General features: G+C 55.7%; 21 protein-coding genes. 18 read left to right on the top strand and 3 right to left on the bottom strand.

The annotated features are described in order from the left end of the window. Nucleotides 1–34: 34 nt before the first annotated feature. The 13 genes from HMPREF1986_RS05625 (at nt 35) to HMPREF1986_RS05565 (ending at nt 12,759) form a co-directional block, all read left to right on the top strand. The gene (locus HMPREF1986_RS05625) at nt 35–421 is read left to right on the top strand and encodes an Asp23/Gls24 family envelope stress response protein (protein ID WP_036599475.1); all 387 of its coding nucleotides are present in this window, start codon (nt 35–37) and stop codon (nt 419–421) included. After that, the gene (gene nusB / locus HMPREF1986_RS13505; RefSeq protein WP_021773814.1) at nt 414–1,208 is read left to right on the top strand and encodes a transcription antitermination factor NusB; all 795 of its coding nucleotides are present in this window, start codon (nt 414–416) and stop codon (nt 1,206–1,208) included. Before HMPREF1986_RS05625 ends, nusB begins: the two co-directional genes overlap by 8 nt. 4 nt (nt 1,209–1,212) lie before the next feature. Continuing rightward, on the top strand, nt 1,213–2,550 hold the full coding sequence (gene xseA, locus HMPREF1986_RS05615) for an exodeoxyribonuclease VII large subunit (RefSeq protein WP_021773813.1): 1,338 nt from the start codon (nt 1,213–1,215) through the stop codon (nt 2,548–2,550). A gap of 98 nt (nt 2,551–2,648) precedes the next feature. Continuing rightward, a complete protein-coding gene (locus tag HMPREF1986_RS05610) occupies nt 2,649–3,002 on the top strand; it encodes an exodeoxyribonuclease VII small subunit (protein WP_021773812.1) in 354 nt (117 codons plus the stop codon). After that, nucleotides 2,980–3,933 (top strand): polyprenyl synthetase family protein, encoded by a 954-nt coding sequence (locus tag HMPREF1986_RS05605; protein WP_021773811.1) that lies wholly within the window; start codon nt 2,980–2,982, stop codon nt 3,931–3,933. Before HMPREF1986_RS05610 ends, HMPREF1986_RS05605 begins: the two co-directional genes overlap by 23 nt. Nucleotides 3,934–3,978: 45 nt before the next feature. Next, entirely contained in the window at nt 3,979–5,847 is a 1,869-nt protein-coding gene (dxs, locus tag HMPREF1986_RS05600) for a 1-deoxy-D-xylulose-5-phosphate synthase (RefSeq protein ID WP_036599469.1), read from the top strand. After that, complete coding sequence (locus HMPREF1986_RS05595; RefSeq protein WP_021773809.1) at nt 5,844–6,686, top strand: TlyA family RNA methyltransferase; 843 nt, start codon at nt 5,844–5,846, stop codon at nt 6,684–6,686. The genes dxs and HMPREF1986_RS05595 overlap by 4 nt, the downstream gene beginning before the upstream one ends. Before the next feature lie 3 nt (nt 6,687–6,689). Next, nucleotides 6,690–7,505, top strand: coding sequence for an NAD(+)/NADH kinase (locus HMPREF1986_RS05590; protein WP_009215481.1), 816 nt, complete (start codon nt 6,690–6,692; stop codon nt 7,503–7,505). 3 nt (nt 7,506–7,508) lie between these two features. Next, the gene (locus HMPREF1986_RS05585) at nt 7,509–7,958 is read left to right on the top strand and encodes an arginine repressor (RefSeq protein WP_021773808.1); all 450 of its coding nucleotides are present in this window, start codon (nt 7,509–7,511) and stop codon (nt 7,956–7,958) included. Nucleotides 7,959–8,020: 62 nt separating this feature from the next. Further along, a complete protein-coding gene (recN, locus tag HMPREF1986_RS05580; RefSeq protein ID WP_021773807.1) occupies nt 8,021–9,679 on the top strand; it encodes a DNA repair protein RecN in 1,659 nt (552 codons plus the stop codon). 149 nt (nt 9,680–9,828) lie between these two features. Further along, complete coding sequence (glgA, locus tag HMPREF1986_RS05575) at nt 9,829–11,274, top strand: glycogen synthase GlgA (RefSeq protein WP_021773806.1); 1,446 nt, start codon at nt 9,829–9,831, stop codon at nt 11,272–11,274. 2 nt (nt 11,275–11,276) lie between these two features. Continuing rightward, entirely contained in the window at nt 11,277–11,744 is a 468-nt protein-coding gene (locus HMPREF1986_RS05570) for a divergent PAP2 family protein (RefSeq protein WP_009215477.1), read from the top strand. Then, nucleotides 11,731–12,759 carry a peptidylprolyl isomerase gene (locus HMPREF1986_RS05565; RefSeq protein ID WP_021773805.1) on the top strand — a complete coding sequence of 343 codons (1,029 nt, stop codon included), beginning with the start codon at nt 11,731–11,733 and terminating at the stop codon, nt 12,757–12,759. Before HMPREF1986_RS05570 ends, HMPREF1986_RS05565 begins: the two co-directional genes overlap by 14 nt. Nucleotides 12,760–12,791: 32 nt before the next feature. Here HMPREF1986_RS05565 and HMPREF1986_RS05560 read toward each other — a convergent pair whose 3' ends face one another. Continuing rightward, on the bottom strand, nt 12,792–13,646 hold the full coding sequence (locus HMPREF1986_RS05560; protein ID WP_021773804.1) for a DegV family protein: 855 nt from the start codon (nt 13,644–13,646) through the stop codon (nt 12,792–12,794). Nucleotides 13,647–13,833: 187 nt separating this feature from the next. On the opposite strand from HMPREF1986_RS05560, the gene HMPREF1986_RS05555 reads away from it, so the two are divergent. Next, nucleotides 13,834–15,399 carry a polysaccharide deacetylase family protein gene (locus HMPREF1986_RS05555; protein WP_021773803.1) on the top strand — a complete coding sequence of 522 codons (1,566 nt, stop codon included), beginning with the start codon at nt 13,834–13,836 and terminating at the stop codon, nt 15,397–15,399. A gap of 392 nt (nt 15,400–15,791) precedes the next feature. Then, on the top strand, nt 15,792–15,962 hold the full coding sequence (locus HMPREF1986_RS13120) for a hypothetical protein (RefSeq protein ID WP_155978775.1): 171 nt from the start codon (nt 15,792–15,794) through the stop codon (nt 15,960–15,962). Nucleotides 15,963–16,001: 39 nt separating this feature from the next. Here HMPREF1986_RS13120 and HMPREF1986_RS13275 read toward each other — a convergent pair whose 3' ends face one another. After that, nucleotides 16,002–17,399: a lipase/acyltransferase domain-containing protein gene (locus tag HMPREF1986_RS13275; RefSeq protein ID WP_196806107.1), complete on the bottom strand. Its 1,398-nt coding sequence runs from the start codon at nt 17,397–17,399 to the stop codon at nt 16,002–16,004. Between the two features lie 1,467 nt (nt 17,400–18,866). Here HMPREF1986_RS13275 and HMPREF1986_RS05535 point away from each other — a divergent pair. Beyond that, complete coding sequence (locus HMPREF1986_RS05535; RefSeq protein ID WP_009215468.1) at nt 18,867–19,175, top strand: YerC/YecD family TrpR-related protein; 309 nt, start codon at nt 18,867–18,869, stop codon at nt 19,173–19,175. Here HMPREF1986_RS05535 and HMPREF1986_RS05530 read toward each other — a convergent pair. Continuing rightward, complete coding sequence (locus HMPREF1986_RS05530) at nt 19,172–19,774, bottom strand: DUF1836 domain-containing protein (RefSeq protein WP_021773798.1); 603 nt, start codon at nt 19,772–19,774, stop codon at nt 19,172–19,174. The two genes, HMPREF1986_RS05535 and HMPREF1986_RS05530, sit on opposite strands and share 4 nt — an antisense overlap. Nucleotides 19,775–20,070: 296 nt before the next feature. Here HMPREF1986_RS05530 and HMPREF1986_RS05520 point away from each other — a divergent pair, with 296 nt between their 5' ends. Beyond that, nucleotides 20,071–22,425 carry an ATP-dependent helicase gene (locus tag HMPREF1986_RS05520; RefSeq protein ID WP_021773796.1) on the top strand — a complete coding sequence of 785 codons (2,355 nt, stop codon included), beginning with the start codon at nt 20,071–20,073 and terminating at the stop codon, nt 22,423–22,425. An 89-nt stretch (nt 22,426–22,514) separates the two neighbouring features. Next, on the top strand, nt 22,515–22,829 hold the full coding sequence (locus tag HMPREF1986_RS05515) for a hypothetical protein (RefSeq protein ID WP_021773795.1): 315 nt from the start codon (nt 22,515–22,517) through the stop codon (nt 22,827–22,829). The last annotated feature ends 216 nt before the right edge of the window (nt 22,830–23,045 follow it).

Below are 23,045 nucleotides of genomic sequence, written 5' to 3'. Positions count from 1 at the left end.
AAAAAGTATTATTTTTCATGGTGGAGGATCAATGATGGAAGAAAGGGAAGAGAAAAGGATTCACGGCAGCTATGAGAAGAATCAGAACGGGGAGCTCATCATCGCGGACGATGTGATCGCCATCATTGCGGGCATCTCGGCGACGGAGGTCCCGGGCGTTGCGTCCATGGCGGGGGGCTGGTCGGGTGAGATCATCGCCCGTATGGGGATCCGCGACCTTTCGAAGGGCGTGAAGATCGAGGTGGACGGGGAACAGGTCTCCGTGCTCCTCAGCCTGAATGTAAAGTACGGCTACTCCATCCCGGAAGTTTCCGCCGATGTGCAGGAGAAGGTCGCGCAGGCGATCGAGAGCATGACGGGACTTCGTGTCCTGGATGTCAATATCCGGATCGCCGGGGTGGTGACGAGCGAAGATGAGTAGGATCGATAAACAGAAAAAGAGAGAGGAGAGGGAGCACAGGTTCAAGCTCCTCTTTTGTGCGCAGTTTTACCGGGAGGAGGAGATCCCGGAGCAGCTGAGCCGCTATTTTGAGACGCTGGCTGACGGGGAGAGAGAGGCTCTCTCGGAGGAGGAAGAGGCATTTTCTCTGAAAGCTGCTTCCAATGCCGCGGGAGAGCAGCAAAATCCCCCGGTGGAGGAGGCAGGGCGCTCCTCTTTGAAAGCGGCTTCTGATATAGCGGGAGTTCCTGCGGGAGGGGAAGAGAGCTCCTCCTCGAAGGAGCTTTCGGGAGAAGGAGAGGCGAAAGAGAGCGGCGATGCGCCGCTTTTAAAGGCGGAGGAAGAAGGGGACGATCCGGATCCCGTGGGAGAGAGCGGCCTTCGCCTTTCCGAGGAGCGGGAGATCCAAAAAGAGGTTCGGGGAATGGTCGGGCGGATAGAGGAGCTTGACCGGAGGATCAATGAGGCAGCGGAGGGCTGGACGACGAAGCGGATGTCCCGGACGGATCTCACGGTTCTTCGGCTCGCTCTCTATGAGATCCTCTTCCGGGATGAGATTCCGGACAAGGTCTCCATCAATGAGGCGGTCGATATCGCGAAAAAATACGGCGGAGCGGAGTCCGGTTCCTTTGTAAACGGGGTACTCGCGAGACTCCTGAACCCGAAGAGAAGCGCGGTCACAAAGAGCGCGCCGCGGGAGAAGAAGCCGGAGCTTCAGTCTGCGGAGCGGGGCGGCAGGAGGGTTCAGGTCCTCGTGCATCGGAAATGAGGCCATGAAGGATAGAAGCTATTCCGTCTCGGAGCTCAGCCGTTATCTTTCAGGGCTCTTCTCGGAGGACTATCTTCTGAGAAATCTCACAGTGAGCGGCGAAATCTCAAATTTAAAATATCACAGCTCCGGAAATATCTTTTTCACATTGAAGGACTCAGCTTCGCAGCTCTCCGCCGTGCTCTTTGCCGGAGACCGTGCGGGGCTTCGCTTTCGTCTGGAGGATGGGATGAAGGTCCTCTGCAGCGGGAGGGTCTCCGTCTACGAGAAGGGCGGGAGCTATCAGCTCTATGTGAAGAGCGTCCGCTCCGATGGTCTGGGGGAGCTCTACCTTCTCTACGAGGAGCTGAAGAGAAAGCTCGCGGAGATGGGCTTTTTTGATCCTGCCTATAAGAGAGCTCTCCCCCGCTATGCGAGGCGGATCGGGATCGTGACGGCGAAGACCGGGGCCGCGGTCCGGGATATCATTCAGATCGCGAGGCGGCGAAATCCCTATGCAGAGCTCTGGCTTTATCCCGCGAAGGTGCAGGGAGAGGGCGCGGCAGAGTCCATATCGGAGGGGATTGAGACTTTAGACCGGCTGGGACTCGATGTTCTGATCGTCGGGAGGGGAGGGGGATCCATCGAGGATCTCTGGGCCTTCAATGAAGAGAGGGTCGCAGAGGCGATTTTCCACGCGGATACCCCGATCATCTCTGCTGTGGGACATGAGACGGATACGACGATAGCAGACTATGTCGCGGACAGGAGGGCGCCGACCCCATCCGCCGCCGCGGAGCTCGCGGTCTTCGAGCTCTCCTCCTTCTATGAGGATTTAAAGCAAAGGGAGAGCACTTTCCTCTCCCTTATGAGGGAGAAGCTTCTCAAGGAGAGGCAGAGTGCCGAGCGAAGGGAGTACCGGCTGAGATCCCTGTCCCCGGAGACGAAGCTTCTTCGTCTCCGGCAGCGCCTCATGGGGGCGGAGGAGGAGCTCAGAAAGCGGATGAAGGAGAGGATCCGCGGGGAGAGAACGAGACTTCAGGCCTATCGCGGACTTTCCGGCTGGATGGAGAAGAGGCTTTCCGGGGAAAGGCAGAGGCTCGAGCTTCTCACGGAGCGCCTGGATGCGGCCTCTCCCGGCAGAAGGCTCGCGGGAGGATGGTCCTTTCTCTCGGAGGAAGGAGGGAGGAGGATTCGCTCGGTATCGGATATCCGCCCTGGGAGCCTGCTGGTGAACCAAATCGCGGATGGAAAAATCATAAGCCGGGTGGAGAGGGTGGAGGGAAGAGAGATACCGGAAAAGGACGATTCTGCCCCGGGACAGCATGGGGAAGGAGAGGGATTTTCCGCCGACGGGCCATAGGGCCTCGATGGGAATTCTCCCGCAGCGCCGGGATTGTGTCCGGAACTATGTGCGGAAGATTTTTGATAAAATAAAAGAGGTTTGATCCGGAGGACAGGATGATAGAAGAAAAGGAGAAGATGATAGAAGAAAAGGAGAAAGAGGAGAAGGAGATCCCGAAAAAGCCGGGGACGAGGAGGAAGAGGACAGCGCAGGGGAAAAAGGAAGCGGAGAAGAGGGAAGTGGATCAGAAGGAAGCGGAGAAGGGGAAGAAAGAGGAGGAAAGGCCGGAGCTTTCCGAAATTTTCTCTGAGCTCGACTCGCTCCTGGAGCGCCTCGAGGGGGAGGAGAGTCTCGAGAAATCTTTCTCTCTCTATGAGCGCGGCGTCAGGCTGATCCGGGAAGCGGCCGGGAGCATTGATCGGATTGAGAAGGAGGTAAAGGTTCTGGATGAAGACGGAATTCTCCCTTAGACTGGAAGAGCGGCGGGAGCGCTGCGAGAGAATCCTGATGGAGCTCCTCCCAAAGGAGGAAGGGCTTGAGAGGGAGGTCACGGAGGCGATGAACTATTCGCTTTTGTCCGGGGGGAAGCGTCTCCGGCCGATCCTTATGCTGGAGAGCTATGAGCTCTTTTCTCCAAAGGAGGAGAGAGACCATCTGCTTCGGCCGCTTCTTTATGCCTTTATGGCGGGGATGGAGATGATCCACAGCTTTTCCCTCTGCCACGATGATCTCCCCTGCATGGACGGGGACCGCTATCGCCGCGGCAGGAAGTCCACCTGGTACCGCTATGGCGAAGCGATGGGGACTCTCGCCGGGGACGGGCTTTCGCTGTATGCCTTTCAGCTTGTGTCGAAGACCGCGGCGGAGGGATTTTTAAAGCCGGGCTTCTCCCGCTATGCTTCGGATGTCAATGAAGCTGTCCGCCTTCTCTCCTCCTCCGCCGGCATCCACGGCATGCTGGGAGGGCAGGCTGCGGATGTTCGAAAGACGGGGCAGGAGATGGGGGAGGAGGAGCTTCTTCTGATTTACGAGAGGAAGACCGCCGCGCTCATCTCAGGGGCTCTTTCGATCGGCGCGCTTCTCGCGGGAGCTTCCGCGGAGAGCATCGCCTTGCTCCGGGAGATTTCAAAGGCCCTGGGGCTCGCCTTTCAGATCCGGGACGATATCCTGGATGAAAGCGGGGCGGAGGCGGAGCTCGGGAAGCCGATTCACTCCGACAGGGGAAATCACAAGACGACCTATGTGAGCCTCCGCGGTCTCCCGGAGGCGGAGCGGGAGGTTTCCCGCCTCTCGGAGCGGGCGGAGCAGGGGCTCCTCTCGCTTTCCGGGGAGAGGATTTCGGAAGAACACCGCGATTTTTTGCGGGAGCTCTTCCAGGCTCTGGTTTCAAGGAGAAGCTAGCGGCCGGGCCCGGAGGGAGCCGGGCCTTCAGGAGACAGGAAGATGATGCTGCTTGACAGGATACACGGCCCGGAGGATCTTCGCGGGCTTTCACAGGGGGAGCTTGAGGAGCTTGCCGGAGAGATCCGGCGCTTCATCATTGAAAAGACATCCATCTATGGAGGACATCTGGCCTCCAATCTCGGTGTCGTGGAGCTCACGATCGGGCTCTACCTCGCATTGGACCTTCCGAGGGACAAGATCGTCTGGGATGTGGGGCATCAGTCCTATACCCACAAGATTCTCTCGGGGAGGAAGGACAACTTCGACGGACTTCGCCAGTACGGCGGGATGAGCGGCTTTCCGAAGCGCTCCGAGAGCGAGTTTGACTGCTTTGATACGGGGCACAGCTCGACCTCCATCTCCGCGGGACTTGGCATCGCAGAGGCGCGGGACATCCGGGGGGAGGATTTCACGGTGGTCTCCGTGATCGGGGACGGGGCGCTCACCGGCGGCATGGCTTATGAGGCTTTGAACAATGCGGCGCAGATGCAAAAAAACTTCATCGTAGTGCTGAATGATAATAATATGTCGATCTCTCAGAACGTGGGAGGCATGTCCCGCTACCTGAACGGTATCCGGGTCGGAAAAGGCTATAATCAGATGAAGCGTTCCGTGGGGAAATTCCTCCTCTCGATCCCCAGCATCGGGAAGCCGCTGATCCGCCGCCTGCAAAAGACCAAAAATTCGATCAAGCAGCTCCTGATCCCGGGCATGCTCTTCGAAAATATGGGCGTCACCTATCTGGGTCCGGTGGACGGGCATGATATCCGGGCGGTGGAAAGGGTGATTTGCGAGGCGAAGAAGCTGAATCACACGGTGCTTGTGCATGTCATCACAAAAAAGGGAAAGGGCTACCGTCCCGCGGAGCTTTCGCCCTGCGATTACCACGGGGTAGGGCCCTTTGAGATCGCGAGCGGGAGACCGAAGGGGGAAAAGGGAGGAGAGAGCTATACCGATGTCTTTTCCCGGACGCTTTTGGAGCTCGGGGAGCGGGATCCCCGCATCGTAGCCGTGACGGCGGCCATGCCGGACGGGACGGGGCTCCGCCGTTTCGGAGAGCGCTTTCCGGAGCGCTTCTTCGATGTCGGAATCGCAGAGCAGCACGCCGTGACATCTGCAGCGGGGATGGCGAGTGAGGGGCTTCGGCCGGTGGTGGCGGTCTACTCCAGTTTTTTGCAAAGGGCCTACGATCAGATCGTCCACGATGTCTGCCTTCCGAAGCTCCCTGTGGTTTTTGCGGTCGACCGGGCGGGACTTGTGGGCTCCGACGGGGAGACACACCAGGGCATCTTCGACTTCTCTTATCTTACGAGCATCCCGAATATGACGGTCATGGCGCCGAAAAATGCCCGGGAGCTGGAGGATATGCTCTCCTTCGCCCTGAAGCAGGAGGGGCCGGTCAGCATCCGTTATCCGAGGGGAAGGGCCTGGACCGGTCTCTCAGAGCTTCACGCCCCGCTGGTATTCGGAAAGGCGGAGCTTCTCTTCGAGGGGAGGGATATCGCGCTGATCGCCGCGGGCTCCATGGTCTCTACGGCGCTTCATATCCGGGAGAAGCTCATCCCCTCGGGACTGGAGCCGACTCTCGTAAACGCCCGCTTTATCAAGCCGATCGACACGGAGATGCTGGATCGGCTTGTCGCATCCGGCTGCAGGACATTGATTACCCTGGAGGAGAATGTGAAGCAGGGGGGCTTCGGACTCGAGGTTCTGGACTATATCAACCGGAGGCACAGGGGGATCCTTGTCCATAATGTGACGCTCCCCGACTGCTATGTGGAGCATGGAGATGTGACGAAGCTCCGGGCGGGACTTCGAATCGACTCGGATTCCATCATTTTTGACCTTAGAAAAGAGGGAGTGATCCATTGAAGAGGGAAAGGCTCGATATCCTTTTGACAAAGCGGGGCCTCTCGGAGTCCCGGGAGAAGGCGAAGCGGAACATCATGGCGGGGCTTGTCTATGTGGACGGAGAGAGGGAGGATAAGCCCGGAGCGGGCTTTCCGGAGGATGCGAGGATCGAGCTCCGCGGAAGCGCCATGCCCTATGTCTCCCGGGGGGGACTGAAGCTGGAGAAGGCGATCCGGGTATTTTCCGTCGATCTCGCCGGGAGAGTCTGTGCGGACGTCGGGGCCTCCACCGGGGGCTTTACGGACTGCATGCTGCAAAACGGCGCGGCGAAGGTCTACGCCATTGATGTCGGAAGAGGGCAGCTCGACTGGAGGCTCCGAAGGGATGAGCGGGTCGTCTGTATGGAGAGGACAAATATCCGCTACGTGCGGCCGGAGGATCTCCCTTCTCCTCCCTCCCTGATCACAGTCGACGTCTCCTTCATCAGCTTAAGCCTCGTGCTCCCCGTGCTAAAGGAGCTCCTTGCGCCCGGAGGGCAGCTTCTTTGCCTTATCAAGCCGCAGTTTGAAGCGGGGAGGGAGCAGGTCGGGAGGAAGGGGGTCGTCCGGGAGAGCTCCGTCCAAAGAGAGGTCATCGAGAGAATAGTCCGACTCTCTCTCTCCCTCGGCTTTTTCCTCGAGGGCCTGGACTATTCCCCGATCAAGGGGCCGGAGGGGAATATCGAATACCTCTGCCTGCTTCGGGAGGGAGTGGACGCTCCGATTCCTTCGGAGGAGGAGATCCGGGAGAGGGCAGAGAGAACAGTGAGAAATTCCCACGAGGCACTGGACCGGGGAGGATCGGGAGAGACGGATTCATAGAAGATGAATGCAGCAGTAATTATCAACAGAACCAAGGAAGAGGCGGAGAGCTACAGCGGGATTTTGATCCGGGAGCTGCAAAAAAGAGGAGCCGCGATCCGCATCTTTCAGAATAAGGACTATGTGAGAGAGGATCTTCTCGGATCGGATTTCATCATTACGCTCGGAGGGGATGGGACAATCCTCCACACGGCGGGGATGCTCCGGGGAGGAGGGATTCCCATCCTCGGGATCAATACGGGGCACCTCGGATATCTCACGGAATTAAGCCGAAGGGAGCAGATCCCGAAGGCGGTGAAGGCGCTTTTTTCCGGGAAATTCTACCGGGACCGGCGGGCCATGCTCTTTGGAGAGCTCAGCAGGGAGGACGGGGAAGGAATGGGGCGGCTCTCTTTGAATGAGATCCTTCTCTCCAGGAGCAGAGGTGTGGGGATGCTCCATTTTCGGATATACTGTGACGGGCAGATGATGTACCGCTACTCGGCGGACGGCATTATCATCGCGAGTCCCACCGGCTCCACAGCGTACAATCTCTCCGCGGGAGGACCCATTATCTCCCCCACCGCGCCCGTATATATCATGACGCCGATCTGCGCGCATTCCATGAATGCGAGGGCAGTCGTTATGGACGACCAGAGAGAGCTGGAGATTCTCGTGGAATCGGAGAATCAGCTCCTCTCCTTCGACGGGGAGGACACGACGGAGCTTCGGCCGGGAGACCGGATCCGGATCCGGAAGGCGCGGGAGGAAACGGTGCTTGTGAAGCTCCGGGAGGGAAGCTTCCTGGAGATACTCAGAGACAAGATGGCGGGGGTGTAGAAGATGAAAAAGGGAAGACAGGGCAGGATTCTCGAGCTGATCGCGGAGAGACCCATCGAGACGCAGGAGGAGCTCTCCGAGCTTCTCCGGAAGGAGGGCTATTTCGCGGCGCAGGCGACGATCTCCCGGGACATCAAGTCTCTTCGGCTTCTGAAGGCGACAGACGGGGAGGGAAGACAGCATTACATCGCCCCGCCGGAAAGGGCGGTGAAGGACAGGGAGAAGCTGCTCCGCGTCCTCAGGGAGGGGCTCAGCGGCATGGATACCGCGGGGCATCTTCTGGTGCTTCGGACCCTGCCCGGCATGGCCAATGCCGTCGCGATGGCGATCGATGAGCTCCCCTTTGAGAGGCTTGTCGGTACGCTCGCCGGAGACGATACCATACTCTGTGCGATGAAAACGGAGGGGGATGCGGAGAAGCTTAAGCGAGAGCTTAGAAAGCTGAGCTCATAGAGCTCCGGGCCTTCTTTCTTGGAAGAGCAGAGGGACAGGAGAGGACGGGAGGAGAAGCGCGAATGCTTTTGAGTCTTCATGTGCGCGACATGGCGCTGATCGATCAGGCGGATGTAGAGTTCGGAGAGGGACTCAACATCCTGACAGGCGAGACCGGGGCGGGGAAGTCGATCCTGATCGACGCCGTGAACCTGGGGCTTGGCCAGAAGGCGAACCGGGATATGATCCGAAGCGGAAGGGAGTCCGCCTCCGTAGAGCTCCTCTTCTCCCTGAGCGAGGAGGAAGAGAGGAGGATCCGAGATCTGGAGATCGAGGTCGAGGACGGGGTGCTTCTGATCCGAAGGAAGATCTCCGAGAAGCGCTCCGAGATCCGGGTCAATGATCAGGCGGTGACGCTCTCGAAGCTTCGAAAGCTGACAGAAGAGCTGATCGATATCCACGGACAGCATGAGCACCAGAGTCTCCTCCGGGAGGGGGAGCATCTCCGCATCCTGGACAGCTTTTTGGAGAAGGAGACGGGGGAGCTTCGCCGCAGGGTCTCGGAGAGCTGCAGACGCTTTCGCGAGGCAGAAAAGCTTCGGAAGAGCCTGGACATGGATGAGGCCTCCCGGAAGAGGGAGCTGGACTTCCTCCAGTTTGAGATCCGGGAGATCGAGGAAGCGGAGATCCGGGAGGGGGAGGAGGAGAGTCTTCTTCGGGAGGTGAAGCGGGCGCAGAAGCGGGAGAGGATCGAGAGAGCGCTTCTGGAAGCGAAGGAGCTTTTGGAGAATGCGGAGCTCTCCCGGGCGGTCGGCGCCGTAGGGGAGGCGCTCTCCTATGACGAGAGCCTGAAGGATATCTCGGACTCCCTCTATGATCTTGAGAGCATCGCAGAGGACAGCATCCGGGAGCTGGATCACTACCTGGACAGAAATACCTTCGATGAGGAGGAGCTTCACCGCGCCGAGGAGAGACTCGACCTCATACGGAGAATCCTCATGAAGTACGGCGGCACGGAGGAGAAGCTCCGGGAAGCGCTTTCAGAGAAGAAGGAGAGGGAAGCGCTCCTTACGGATTATGAGGAACGAAGGAGAGAGGCGGAAGAAGCGGAGGAGCGGGAAAGAGCGGAGTTCCTCTCCGCCTGCGAAGCTCTGAGCCGGGCCCGGAAGGCGGGCGCTCTCCTTCTATCGGAACGGATGCGGCAGGAAATGCAGGAGCTCGGCTTTTTGGATCTGAGATTTGAGCTCTCCTTCTCCCTTCTCCCGGAGCCCGGGGAGAACGGCATGGACGCGGCACAGTTTGTCCTGAGCCTAAATCCCGGGGAACCGCTCCGGCCGCTCACGGAGGTCGCTTCCGGGGGAGAGCTGTCCCGCATCATGCTTTCCATCAAGACGGTCATGGCGGAGCGGGACGAGATTCCGACTCTCATCTTTGATGAGATCGACAGCGGGATCTCCGGGCGGACGGCGGAGAGGGTATCGGAGAAGCTCAGGAAGATCGCGAGAAACCATCAGGTCATCCTCATCACCCATCTTCCTCAGATCGCGGCGAAGGCGGACCGGCACTTCCTGATCGAAAAATCTGTCTCGGAGGGGAAGACCCGCACCGGGATCCGGCTTCTCACGGAGGAGGGATCTATCCTCGAGCTCAGCCGTCTTCTCTCGGGGGGGAGTACCACGGAGGCGGCGCTTGCCAATGCGCGGGAGCTCAAAGCGCTTGCGAAGAGAGGGGAGAAAGGGTAAAATGAAAGAACTGCGCGGCCCGGGAGAAGGCAGCCATGAAGGAACAGCATCAATAAAGAAACTGCGTCAATAAAAGCTCTGTGCGAAGAAAGAAGCGCAGAAGAGGAGAGAGGAAGCTTTTTACAGTCGGGTATTTTGGAGGGCATGAGATGAAAAATATTCTGTTTTTAGCTTCGGAAGCAGTGCCGTTCATAAAGACCGGGGGACTGGCGGATGTCGTCGGCTCTCTTCCGAAAACCATCGATCATGAGTACTATGATTGCCGCGTAATGATACCGAAGTACCTGTGCATCCCCTGGGACTGGCGGGAAAAGATGGAATATGTCACGCATTTCTACATGGATTACCTCGGGCAGTCCCGCTATGTCGGGGTCATGAGCTATCGCTATGAGGGAGTGCTGTACTACTTCATCGACAATGAGTCCTACTTCTCCGGAGACAGGCCCTATGGGGACTGGCTCTGGGACCTCGAGAAGTTCTGCTTTTTCTGCTACGCGGCGCTGTCCGCGCTTCCGCTTTTAAACTTTCATCCGGATCTGATCCACTGCCACGACTGGCAGACGAGTCTCGCACCGGTGCTTCTGAAGGACCGCTTTGCGGGAGGGGAATTCTTCCGCTCGATTAAGTCCGTCCTCACGATCCACAACCTGAAATTCCAGGGGATCTGGGATATCAAGACCATAAAGCGCTTGACTCAGCTCTCGGACTACTATTTCACGCCGGACAAGCTGGAGTATAAAAAGGACGCAAACCTCTTAAAGGGCGGGATCGTCTATGCTGATGCGATCACGACGGTGAGCGAGAGCTATGCGAAGGAGATCATGATGCCTTTCTACGGCGAGGGCCTGGACGGACTGCTTCGCGCGAGGGCCTGGGATACCAGAGGCATCGTGAACGGGATCGACTATGAGGAGTGGAATCCGGAGACGGATCCCTGCCTCTACCGGAATTATGTACAGCGGAACTTCCGGAAGGAAAAGCCGAGGAACAAGAGAGCCCTGCAGGAGGACTGGGGGCTTGCCGTGGACCCGGGATGCTTTATGATCGGCATGGTGAGCCGGCTCACCGACCAGAAGGGCCTCGATCTTGTGCAGTGCATCATGGATGAGCTCTGTCAGGATGCCATCCAGTTTGTCGTGCTCGGAAGCGGCGAGGAAAAGTATGAAAATATGTTCCGCTACTATGACTGGAAGTACCACGACAAGGTTTCCGCGCAGATCTACTACTCTGAGGAGGCGAGTCACCGGATCTATGCCGCCTGCGACGCCTGCCTGATGCCCTCTCTCTTCGAGCCCTGCGGCCTCTCCCAGCTGATCGCCCTTCGCTACGGCACGGTGCCGATCGTCCGGGAGACGGGGGGACTCCGGGATACGGTGGAGCCCTACAATGAGTATGAGGACAGGGGAACCGGCTTTTCCTTCCAGAACTATAATGCGCACGAGATGCTCGCCGCGATCCGCTATGCGGAACGGATTTATTATGACCATAAGAGGGACTGGAACAAGATCGTGGACCGGGGGATGCAGAAGGACTTTTCCTGGAGGAGCTCCGCGCTGAAGTATCAGGAGCTCTATGACTGGCTGATAGGATATTGAGGATGATATTTCTGAGACAAATGCTGCGGAATTATATCTTGATCTCCGCGATCTGGGGCTGGTTCACCGCCCAGGTCCTGAAGACCGGAATCGACGCCTATTTCAACAGGGGCATCAACTGGGAGAGGATGGCCGGTTCCGGAGGCATGCCCTCCAGCCACTCCAGCACGGTGGTCGCGCTCTCCACAGCCTCTGCGCTCCAGTACGGCGTCGAGAGCCCGGTCTTCGCACTGAGCTGCATCTTCGCAATCGTCGTCATGTATGACGCGGCCGGAGTCCGGAGGGAGACCGGAAAGCAGGCCGTGATCCTGAACAAAATCCTCCTGGATAATCCCTTTCACTGGGGGGAGGAGGAATTCGAAAAGAAGCTGAAGGAATACGTCGGACACACACCGCTCCAGGTGCTGGCGGGGGCGATCCTCGGCATTCTCACGGCATTTTGCGCGGGGAAGGCCTATGGCATCGTTTAGGGAGGGTGAAATCAGCCCAAAGAGAGGAGAGGCGCGGAGAATGCTTTCTCTGCTTCTCTCCCTGCTTTTTTCCGTCCTTTTGCTCTTTGGCTGCAAGGGGATTCAGATCACCGGGAAGACAGAGGATGTCCCGGGCTTTACGGAGGCGCAGGCGATGGTGCTCCTCGGATCGGAGAGAAACCGCTATCAGAATGTCTTTGGACCGGAGCTTTGGTCTCTTCCGATCAGCGGACAGCAGGAGGAAAACTACGGGGAGTATTTCACGGCGAAGATGAAGGAGTTTTTGCAGGATGTCAAGACTCTGGATCTTCTCGCGGAGGAGAAGGGCATCGTCGTCACCTCCACGGAGATGGAATCGATCCGCAGGGCCTCGACGGAATTTTATAATGCGCTTTCCGAGGAAGATCGGAGCTTCATGGGAAACTGCACGGTAAAGGATGTCACGGACATTTACGTCAACTATTTTCTGGCATGCAAGACTGCGGAGTATCTCCTGAGCAATATCAATTCTGAGGTCAGCGACGCGGAGGCGAAGGTCATCTCGATCCAGCAGATTGTCGTGAGCGATGAGGAGAGTGCGAAGAAGCTCCATGAAAGCGTCACGGCCTCCGGAGCGAACTTCTCCTATTTCGCGAGGCAGTTCTCGGAGGACCCGGAGATCGACCGCACACTGCACAGAAAAGAAGAGGAGGACGCCTATTATCAGGCGGCCTTCTCTCTGGAGGACGGGCAGATCTCGGATGTCATTTCACAGGATGGGAAATTTTATATCATAAAGTGCGTCGATTCCTATGATGAAAAGGCGACGGAGGAGCGGAAGAAGAGGCTCGAGGAGGCAATCCGGAGCGGCGCCTTCCGGAGGAGCTACGACGCCTATGCAGAGCAGCATATCGTCCGCTTCCGCGAGGACTTCTGGAAGAAAATCGATCTTCAAAAGTATCCGGAGAGCAAGGCCTCGAACTTCTTTTCGCTCTACGACAGATATATCCTGCCGCTTGTCAAGGGAAAGGGATAGAGAAGCGATTCCGTCCCAAAAACCCAAAAAGATCAGAGCGCGATGACGATGCCCCGGTCATTGGCATAGACGGTGGCGACACCCTGCGCTTCCGTGATGACGATCTCCCGGAAGGATGCGAGCCGGAGGAATTCCTCCCGGACAAATTCCGCGCGCTCTCTGTCGTTGACATGGCTGATGACGAGCCGGAGCTCTTTGCAGCTCGCGGGCCCTCCGGCCTTCTCTACGGCGATCTGCGCCATGCGCTTCAGGGCCTTTGCGCTGCCCCTCTGCTGATCGAGCTTTACGATGACGCCGTGCACCGCTCCCATGACCGGCTTTATATTGAGCGCGGAGGCGAGGAAGGACTTGACCGTGGAGAGGCGGCCATTCTTCCGGAGAGTTTCCAGGCTCTCCAGGACGAAATAGGTCTTCATGCTCTGGATCTTCTCCTCGATCCTTTTTACTACGGTATCGAAGTCCGCATTCTCCTCCTTCAGCTCCTGAATAGAGAGGCAGAGATTGCACTGCCCGGCGGAGGCGCTGTCGGAACCGAAGATATGGACTCTCTTTTTTTCCTCCCCCCGACCCTCCTCATACATCTGTAGGCCCACGACGGCCGCCTGATAGCTCCCCGAGAGATGCTCGGAGAGAGTCACGATATAGATCTCATCCGCCTCTGCCTTTTCGATGGCATCCCGGTAGGCCTCCGGGGAAGGGCAGGCTGTCTTCGGACCGATGGGGGAAGAGGCCACCCGCCGGAGGAAATCCTTCTGCTGGAAATTCTCATCATCCTGCACATGGTAGTCGCCGATCTCCAGAGTCAGAGGAATGGACTGGAAGAGGGGGCTTTTTTTCATAGCATCGGTAAAATCCGAGCAGCTGTCTCCGATAATTTTGTAGCTCATAATTTCAAGTATCTCCTAACGTGGTTTTGAATACTACTTATTATAGCAAAGGAGAAATCCTTGTCAAGAATCTCCCTTGCCTATCGGGGCATTTCGCGATAGACTGATACCGATGTCATGCGCTTTCTCCCTCCCCATATGCGTCTTCGGGAGAGCGGAGGGCAGGGAAGAGTGAAGTGGAGACGGAATGGATAAAGAGAAGAGCAGGAAAGAGATGAAGGAGAAGGAGCCGGAGAAGCGGAATCGGAAATCCGACGAGGAACGCTTTTCGGAATACTCGGAGAAGCTCGAAAGGGAGTACCGCGAGAAGCTCCTCGAGCACCGAAAGAAGATGGAAGAGCGCCGGAAGCTGCGCCAGAAAAAGCTGAAGCTTCACTGCTTCCTCTTCCTTTTCTTCCTGGCCGCTGTCATCGCGGCTGCCGTCTTTGCCTTCCCGAGACTTCGATCCCACTTCACATTCCCCGCCGCAGGGAGCAAAGCGGCAAAGACCACGGCGGCCCCGCAGACGGAAAAGAGCAGTGCGGTGCCGGAAGAGAGCAGTACAGAGGATAATAAGGCGGAAATCCTCGGGAAGGCAGAGCTCCTTGCAAAGCAGTATGACTACGATGGGGCAGAGGAGCTCCTGAAAAATTCGGCCTATGCGGAGGATGCGGAGTTTTCCGCGAAGCTCTCGGAGCTGGAAGCGGCGAAGGCCGCCCTCGTTCAGGCGGACAATACGAAGATCCCGCATGTCTTCTTCCACTCGCTCATCGTGGACACCACGAGGGCTCTCACAGAGGACAAGATGGGGAAGGCCTACAATGCCGCCATGACGACGATCCCGGAATTTGAGGCGATCCTGAAGGAAATGTATGAGAGAGGCTTCGTTATGGTGCACCTCCATGATATCGCGTCCCTTGAGACGCAGGAGGACGGAACGAAGAAGATGGTCCAGAAGAAGATCATGCTCCCGGAGGGGAAAAAGCCCTTTGTCATGTCGGAGGATGATGTCAACTACTATGAGTATATGACCGGACACGGCTTTGCGGATAAGATGGTGCTGGATGATGCGGGGAAGCCGACGCTCCAGTATACGGATTCCGAGGGGAAGGTCACGACCGGGGATTATGACATCGTTCCGATCCTCGATAAATTCGTGGCAGAGCATCCCGACTTCGCCTACCACGGGCACAAAGCCATTATTGCCCTCACGGGCTATAACGGCACGCTCGGCTACCGGACCGACGAGACCTACGACGCCAATTCCGGGAAGCTGGATCCGAAGAACCGGGCCAATCCGTCGATTGAAGAGGACCGGGAGACCGTGAAAAAGATCACGGCGGCGCTGAAGGAGGACGGCTACGAATTTGCCTCCCACTCCTGGGGGCATATCAACTTCACGAATCGCTCCCTCGAGGATCTGACGACGGATACGGAGAAATGGAAGCGGAATGTCGAGCCTCTGCTCCCGGATCCCTGTGATATCCTGATCTACCCCTTCGGCGCGGATATCAAGGGCTGGCATGTCTATAACCACGCGGAGGATGCCAAGTTCAACATGCTGGAGGAGCATGGCTTCCACTACTTTTGCAATGTGGATTCCAGCCAGTACTGGGTGCAGTACGGGGACGATTTCATGCGCCAGGGCAGGAGAAATCTGGACGGCTACCGTCTCTACGAGGCCTTCTCCGGGCAGGCGGACCACGTCTCGGATCTGATGGATGTCAAGAAGGTCTTCGATCAGCGCCGCCCGACGCCGATCAACTGGCAGTAAAAAAAGGGGCTGTCTCACGAAGGGATTCGTGCGGCAGTCCCTTTCACCAATTGGCAAGGGCCGTCATATGAGAGCCCCGTTTTTTACAGGGATCCATCCTCCTGTTCTCCTGCTTCCAAATCATTCTCAGCCTTTCTCTCAGCGGGCGTTTTTTCGGAATTGCTTGAGGGAGCAGGAGGATCCTGGATTTGGATCGCATTTTCCTGATAGAATTTCCAGATCCAGTAGAGGATGAGGCCGATGAGGATGAGATAAAATAAATACAGCTCATCCCCGATACAGAACAGACCTCCTGTGCTAAAAGGACAGAAAATTGTCGCGGCGTAATAAAGAAAGAGGAACACAAAAAGCCTGATAAAATCCCCGACTGAGCTTGGACCGGATGGAAGCTCGTGAGTCAGGATGCAAGGCAGGAGAAAATAGCCAAAGAGGATATAGAGGAAGAAAATGAGATAAGTGAAGAGGAACCTTTTCAGAAAGCAGAGGAGCAGCCTTCGTCTTCCCTCAGGAGACTGAAAGAGAGCTTTCCAGGGAAGTATAAGCCTGTGAAAGAAGCCCTGTGAGGATCCGGACATAGAATTTTTATCCATAGCATTACCTCCTTAATCGTGGGCCAACATAGATCCATATAATAAAATGTTGACGATATTATCCAAGATACTGACTCTATCCTTTCTTATATAATGGAAGTTGGAGCAGCTGCAAAGTTCCACATGTCTTACCGGATAACTGCAAAAACGTTCTTTTGCCATACTAGACAGAATACCTCCCATTGTTGAAGAGAAATAGGGAACGGTTCCGTCTCCGCATTTTTCCTCGGATTCTATATAGAGAGAGCGGATGTCTTTATCATAACAAGTGTATTGAAGCTTCTCTCTTCCATTATCAAGATAAATTTCATGTAGAGTGGGATATCCCGTGCCAATGATGAAGAAAGCCTTCGGGTAGCCAAACAAAATATTTCTTCCGTTTTCCCGGATAGCGTTTTGAAAAAGAATCGCTTTTTCTATAATTTCCTCGCTGAAGATCTTTTTACAGAAGGCTATATAATCGGTATAGTCTGTGCTGTAATCGAATACAGCTTTCCTTGACGAAGCAGAAGACAGCATGTTGACATGGACGTGTCCCGTATCGACATATTTCTCGGTAGGTATCAGCTCCGCGACGCCCCGGAAGGAGGACTTTATCCTTTTTGAAAGCTTTCCAAAAGCAGCGAGAAAGAAATCAGACAGGTTAGCCTTTATATCGAGTTCTACATCCGAGCTGAACATATGATCATTGATTACCGCATCAATCAGCTTTGGCGCTCCCTCATAAGGTGTTCCCAGAGTTATGATCTTATCGATCTTGGAGCGGATCGACAGGTCCCTTCTCGTAAAGAGAGGGTCTGCTATGCCATCGACAACGATATGTCCAGCATAAAGCGAAGAGATCAACAGGCCTCCCATGGAATGACCGATGAGGTCGACCTTTTCAAATCCCTCCTCTTTACAAAGCTTTTCGATAAATCTCCGGAGCTTCGTCGCGCTTATAAAATTGCTTTGCCTCCAGTCATAGCTGAACATGTAGACCCGGCGATGACCCAGCTTCTCACATTCGCAGAGACCATCCACCAGGGCCTTCGCCAATTCCTGAGCACCGTATTCTCTTCCGTCCAGTTTTACACTCCCTTCGCCGTAACAGGGCTTGGCATAGTTCTGATTCTCACAGGGGCGGACCAGAATGGGGAGCGTGGACTCTGGTGCGAGATAATCGTCAACCTTGAAAATACTGGACGGACTGGGGTCCCATATCCTTGTGCTGGCATCATATCTTTGCCGCTTTCTTTTCGAATTTTCTGAAGTATCCTTGTAGAGTCGACTTCCCATAATTCCCGGGACAATAATAATCGGATTTCCGCTGCGATCGTCGCGGAGAACTTTTCTCATATACTCCTGTCCGGAGGAGATGGGCCTTATGATAGCTTCTGGATTGCAGCTGCAAATCGTGTAGGAATTCATGGTGAGCGCACTGCTGCCATCCCGAAAGTAAACAGGAGGGGTATTCTCCCAATGAGGAGCATTGGTGCAGGGAACACGCATACTCTTCACCTCGGCCTCTCTCGGTTCCGGGATGATGCGCTTCAGATACTTGCATTTTCCGCAGGGATGATTACTGTCAATCTGATCCTTTGAGCCAAGGAGTGCAAATCTCCCGTGATCCACATAGACACCGTGATCGGCGTGCTCGATTTTTACAGGTTCACAGCTCCCGTTCGTCTCCTGACAGTATTTGCAGATAAAGGCCGCTCCGCTCACGAGGTAATCGGCACCTTCAGGCGGGTGCTCCAGAAAGTATTCATTGACGATCCGATAGACTTCTTTCTCTTCCTCTTCCGTAAGAGGAGGGATGGGCTCTCTCTCCTCAAAAAAGCTGTCGATAAAGGTTTGAGAGAACTGCATCTCAGGAGGAATGGAATCCGAGGTTTGGGACTGAGCCTGGGATTTTGTTTCCGGCCGCTTTCCATCAGCCCTGCTCTGACTTATTTTTCGTCTGTCCTGTTCTGTTTCTCCTTTTCCTTCTTTTTTCTCTTCTCTTTCTCTTTGTTTTTGGTAGTCTGCTCCCTCTCTTTTTGCCTTTTCGAGCTGTGCAAGGCGGGAGACGCCAAGCTTTGGTGCCTCGATGTGGGGAGGAGAAATGGCGGAATCAGTGGAATGCAAAGGAGAATTCGCTTTTTGGGAGGAAGACTGCGATTCAGTGATCGTCTTCTTTTTTCTGCTGAATTCGTCTAACATGACTGTCTCCATAAAAAAGGGTTTCCGTCGGAGCAGCTGCTCCGGACGGGGAGGAAGATTTCCGGCGGATCAAAAAGAGAGGGTTCCCCCTTTGTTGTGGGATTGATCCATCGGGAAATCGATCAGAAAAGACTTAAGATCATAAGGTGGAAATGTATGCCGAGAATGGGGGCAGGTATTACGGACCTGTTCCGCCGCAAAAAAATGGAGCTTTCCGGAAAGGGCAGGAGTCCTGCGGCACGAATTACCTCATCGATAGTATAAAGTATAAGGCTGCGAAGAAGAAAATGGTAGGCTTTCCTGAAATGGGGATGGAGAATTCTTTCCTTCCCTCTTGGAGAGAAAGCACAAGAAGTATTCTGAGGAGGAAAGAAAGGTGCAGCTTTCGGCTTTTCTTCCGGGGGACGTCCCGGAAGGAATGTCATCGATTCGCCTGCCGCAGCCGGCGATATGCAGGGCCCATAGATAAGGAAACTTTCCCTGAGCCCTTGCCGAAATTTTCAGAATGAGGGAATGCCTCAGAAGTTCTCTTGCGAAAGGACGCGGGAAATGCTACAATACTTTTCGCTGCTAAAGCGTAAAAGTAAAGACGGGCGTTTCGGAAAGCCAAGTATACGGAGGCGCCGGGCCTGCGGACAGAGATTTACCGGTGGAGAAGCCGGATGCGAAAGCTTATGATTTTGGAGGGTTTCAATGAATAATAAATTGAGGACGGGAGAGGTTGAGCATCTTTTTGATGCGATGCTCGTACTGAAAGAAAAAGAGGATTACTATAAGTTCTTTGAGGATGTCTGCACGATCAATGAGCTTCTCTCCATGGCGCAGCGCTATGAGGTCGCGAAAATGCTCCGGGAGGGAAAAACCTATCTGGATATCGCGAAGGCGACCGGAGCCTCTACGGCGACGATTTCCCGCGTAAACCGTTCCCTTCATTATGGGGCAGACGGCTATGAGCTGGTTTTTCAGCGCCTTGGCTTTGAGGATAAGAGCGAGCGAAGCTAAGGAATATGCTCCTCTCGGATCCGGTCGACGATCCGCTCCATGAGCTGCCGTTTCAGATAGACATCGAAGCCGAGTTCTCCGAGGAAGGCGAAGAGACGAAGCTCCTCCTTTTCCTTCGGAGAGAGCCTTTCCTCCTCCTCCGGGAACACAGCCTTCGCGCGTTCATATTTTCTTCGGATGTCGGAGAGGAGAGTCGACATTTCGCTGTCCGCGAGGGAGAAAACCCGTTCATAGATTTCTTCCAGTGAGAGCGGGCCTCCCGCATCGAAGTATTTATCCTCGATCGGGCGGAGTATGGTCTCAATATCGGAGAGGCTCAGGATGCCCTTGTAATAATAAATGAAGAGGAGCACAAGGATGTGATTTTCCGAATAGCGCTTCTTTTCCGGCGGGGGGAGAAGCTTGTTTTTGGTATAGTTATTGATCATCGTTTTCGTCAGGATCTTGTCTTCGGAATGACGTTTGATCGGAGAGAGATGCCGCTCCATGAAGGCCGTGACCTGATCCATATAGAGAGAAAGCGATGGAATCTCTGAGGCCGGGACGTGATGAAGCCCCTTTAAATATTCGATTAAGTCGTTTAGAATCGTATCGTCCATATTTTCAGTATAGCATAGAGAAAATACAGCGACAAGACATGGTTTCCGAAACGAGATTTGAGGGAAGAGCTCGGAGTCGGAGGGTGCAGGAGCGAAACGGGAAAGGCCCGGAAACGAAGCGAAGAGATACATATAGGACGGGAATCCGTCCGCTCGGGAGCGAAGCAGGTGAAGTACCGAAGCAAAGCGGATGAGACTCGAGAGCGAAGAGGGCAGATGAAGGAAGCGGAACAGACGAGATATAGGGATAGAGCGGGCGAGGCACAGAAAAGGAAAAAGGAAAGAGGAGAGAAAGCATGAAGGATCTGGAAAAGATCTTGAATAAAGAGCAGCTGTCGGCGGTAAAGCAGACGGAGGGGCCGCTTTTGGTCCTGGCGGGGGCCGGGTCCGGAAAGACCAGGGTACTCACATACCGGATCGCATATCTTATCGAGAATTGCGGCGTGGCGCCCTGGCACATCCTCGCGATCACATTTACGAATAAGGCGGCGGAGGAGATGCGAAAGCGGGTCGATGAGCTGCTCTGTGCAGGAGGCGCGGCGGTCTGGGTCTCAACCTTTCACAGTATGTGTGTCAGAATCCTGCGGAGGCGGATCGAGGCCATCGGCTATGGACCGGACTTTTCCATCTATGACGCGGAGGACCAGCGCACGGTGATGCGTCAGCTCTTCAAGGAGCTTCAGATCGATCCGAAGAGCTTTCGGGAGAGGGCGGTGCTCTCCGCGATCTCCGCCGCGAAAAATGCGGGAATCTCCGCGGAGGATTTTCAGAAGGAGCAGGGATCCGACCTTCGCGGGAAACGGATCGCGGACTGCTATACGGCCTATGAGAAGCGTCTTCGCCGGAATAATGCGCTTGACTTTGATGATCTTCTTCTGAAAACGGTGGAGCTCTTCCGAAAGGATCCCGAGATCCTCTCCTTTTATCAGGAGAGATTCCGCTATATCCTGGTGGATGAATACCAGGATACCAATGATATTCAGTTCGAGCTCGTCCATCTCCTCGCGGAGCGGAATCGAAACATCTGTGTGGTGGGGGATGACGACCAGAGCATCTATCGCTTCCGGGGCGCGAATCTTGAGAATATCCTGTCCTTTGAAAAGACCTGGCCGGACGCCAGGGTGGTGAAGCTTGAGCAGAATTACCGCTCCACGAAGCCGATCCTGGACACGGCGAATGCCGTCATCTCTCACAACAAGGGGAGAAAGGAAAAGAAACTTTGGACGGAGAAGAAGGAGGGAAAGGAGGTCAGCTTCACGGAATATGAGAGCGCATCGGAGGAGGCCCTCGCCGTGCTAAGGGAAGTGGAGAGCTGCGGGAGAGCTTACCGGGATCAGGCGGTGCTCTACCGGACAAATGCGCAGTCGAGGCTTTTCGAGGAGCAGTGCATCCGAAGGAACATTCCCTATCAGATCGTGGGCGGAGTAAACTTCTATCAGCGCCGGGAGATCAAGGACATCCTGGCCTATATGAAGCTCATCGCAAACGAGGAGGATGATGTCGCCTTTGAGCGGATTATCAACGTGCCCCGGAGGGGGATCGGCGCGGCGAGTCTGGAGAAGCTCCGCCGCTGTGCCGAGAAAGAGGGCCTGAGTCTCTCCGAGGCCTCCGCGCAGGCGGAAGAGATCGGGATCAGCGGGAAGGCACTGAAGGCGCTCCGGGGCTTTCGGGAGATGCTTCAGGGCTGGAGAAGAGCCCTTAAGGAGGCGGGACTTCTGGACGAAGCGGCTTCCCCGGGCAGAGAGGGGAGCTACAGCCTTCGCCTTCTGATCGAATCCATCCGGGATGACAGCGGCTATGCGGCTGAGCTCCGCGCCGAGGGGGAGGTCGAGGCGCAGACGAGGCTTGAGAATATTGAGGAGATCATCTCGAAGGCCGTGAGCTTCCAGGAGGAGGCGGAGGAAGTAAAGCTTTCTGCCTTTTTGGAGGAGGTCTCCCTCATCTCGGATCTCGACCGGAGCGATAAAGAGCAGGACAGTCTGACGCTTATGACGCTTCACGGGGCCAAGGGTCTGGAATTTCCGAAGGTCTATCTCGTCGGCATGAGCGACGGGCTGTTTCCGGGCTTTCTCTCTATCAATGAGCCGGAGGAGCTGGAAGAGGAGCGGAGACTATGCTATGTCGGGATCACGAGAGCGGAGGAGGAGCTTGTCATGAGCTCCGCCCGCTCCCGGATGATAAACGGGGAGTTCCAAAGGCTGCTGCCGAGCCGCTTTATCCGGGAAATGCCGGATCTCCTTGTGAAAAAGGAGCTGCTCTATCGTTCTGATCCGGAGAGCCGCTGGGAGGGGGATTCGGAAATCCGTTCGGGGAGCGTCGATCTCTCCGCTACCCCCTTTATGGGGACGGTCTGGGGGAGAAGGGGGGAGGAAAGAGGCGGGAGTGCCTTGCAAAAAGCTTTGAAAAAGGCGAGCGGCAGCCTTCCCTCCGGACCGGGCATCCCGCCCCTTATGAAGAGGGGGAGCGAGATCCAAAAGGCGGAGAAGCTGGATTACCGCGTCGGGGACCGAGTCTCCCATGTAAAATTCGGAGACGGCATCGTGAAGGCGATCGAGGACGGAAAGAGAGACTATACGGTCACGGTCCTTTTCGACAAGGCGGGGCAGAAGAAGATGCTCGCGGCCTTCGCAAAGCTGAAAAAAATCCATTAAAGATGTGGCAAAGCCTGTTTTCGGATGGTATGATGTACGGGGGTGGCGGTGCGTGAAGGAGAGCGCGGGGCCGCCGGAGAGGAGAATTTATGAATGGATTTGATATGGACAGCTGGAAGAGCAATGCAGCGGACTTTGCGCAGGATGCGAGATCCCGGGCGGAGGGGCTCATTAACAGCATAAAGCTGACGGATCTTTTAGAGAGAAAGAGGGAAGAGGATAAGATGAAGAAGACGATTACTACGGTGCTGGCTGTCCTTGGGATCGTGGCGGCAGTGGCGGCGATCGCCTATGCGGTCTATCGCTTTGTCGCTCCGGACTATCTGGAGGATTATGAGGACTACGAGGGAGATTCCGAGGAGGACGCGGAGGACGCCGACGAGGACGTCGTAGAGGAGAACTGAGGAAAAAAGAGGATGCAGCGGGGCTTTCCTCCGGAGCTTCCTTCCTCTGTCTTTTGAGGAGGTCTCTGCGCCGCAGTTTTTGGCGCCGCCATGAATATAAGCTTGTCGTACATTTATCCGGGAGCGGCATCGCCCCGGGAATGAAGGACAGGCTTTTTTCGCTGGAAAGCTTTCGGACAGCATCCTCTGCGGGCGCGGGGAAGAGGAAATCGCAAG

Source organism: Oribacterium sp. oral taxon 078 str. F0263 (genome assembly GCF_000469565.1).
Classification (GTDB): Bacteria; Bacillota; Clostridia; order Lachnospirales; family Lachnospiraceae; genus Oribacterium.
This window is presented reverse-complemented; position numbering and strand designations above follow the sequence as displayed.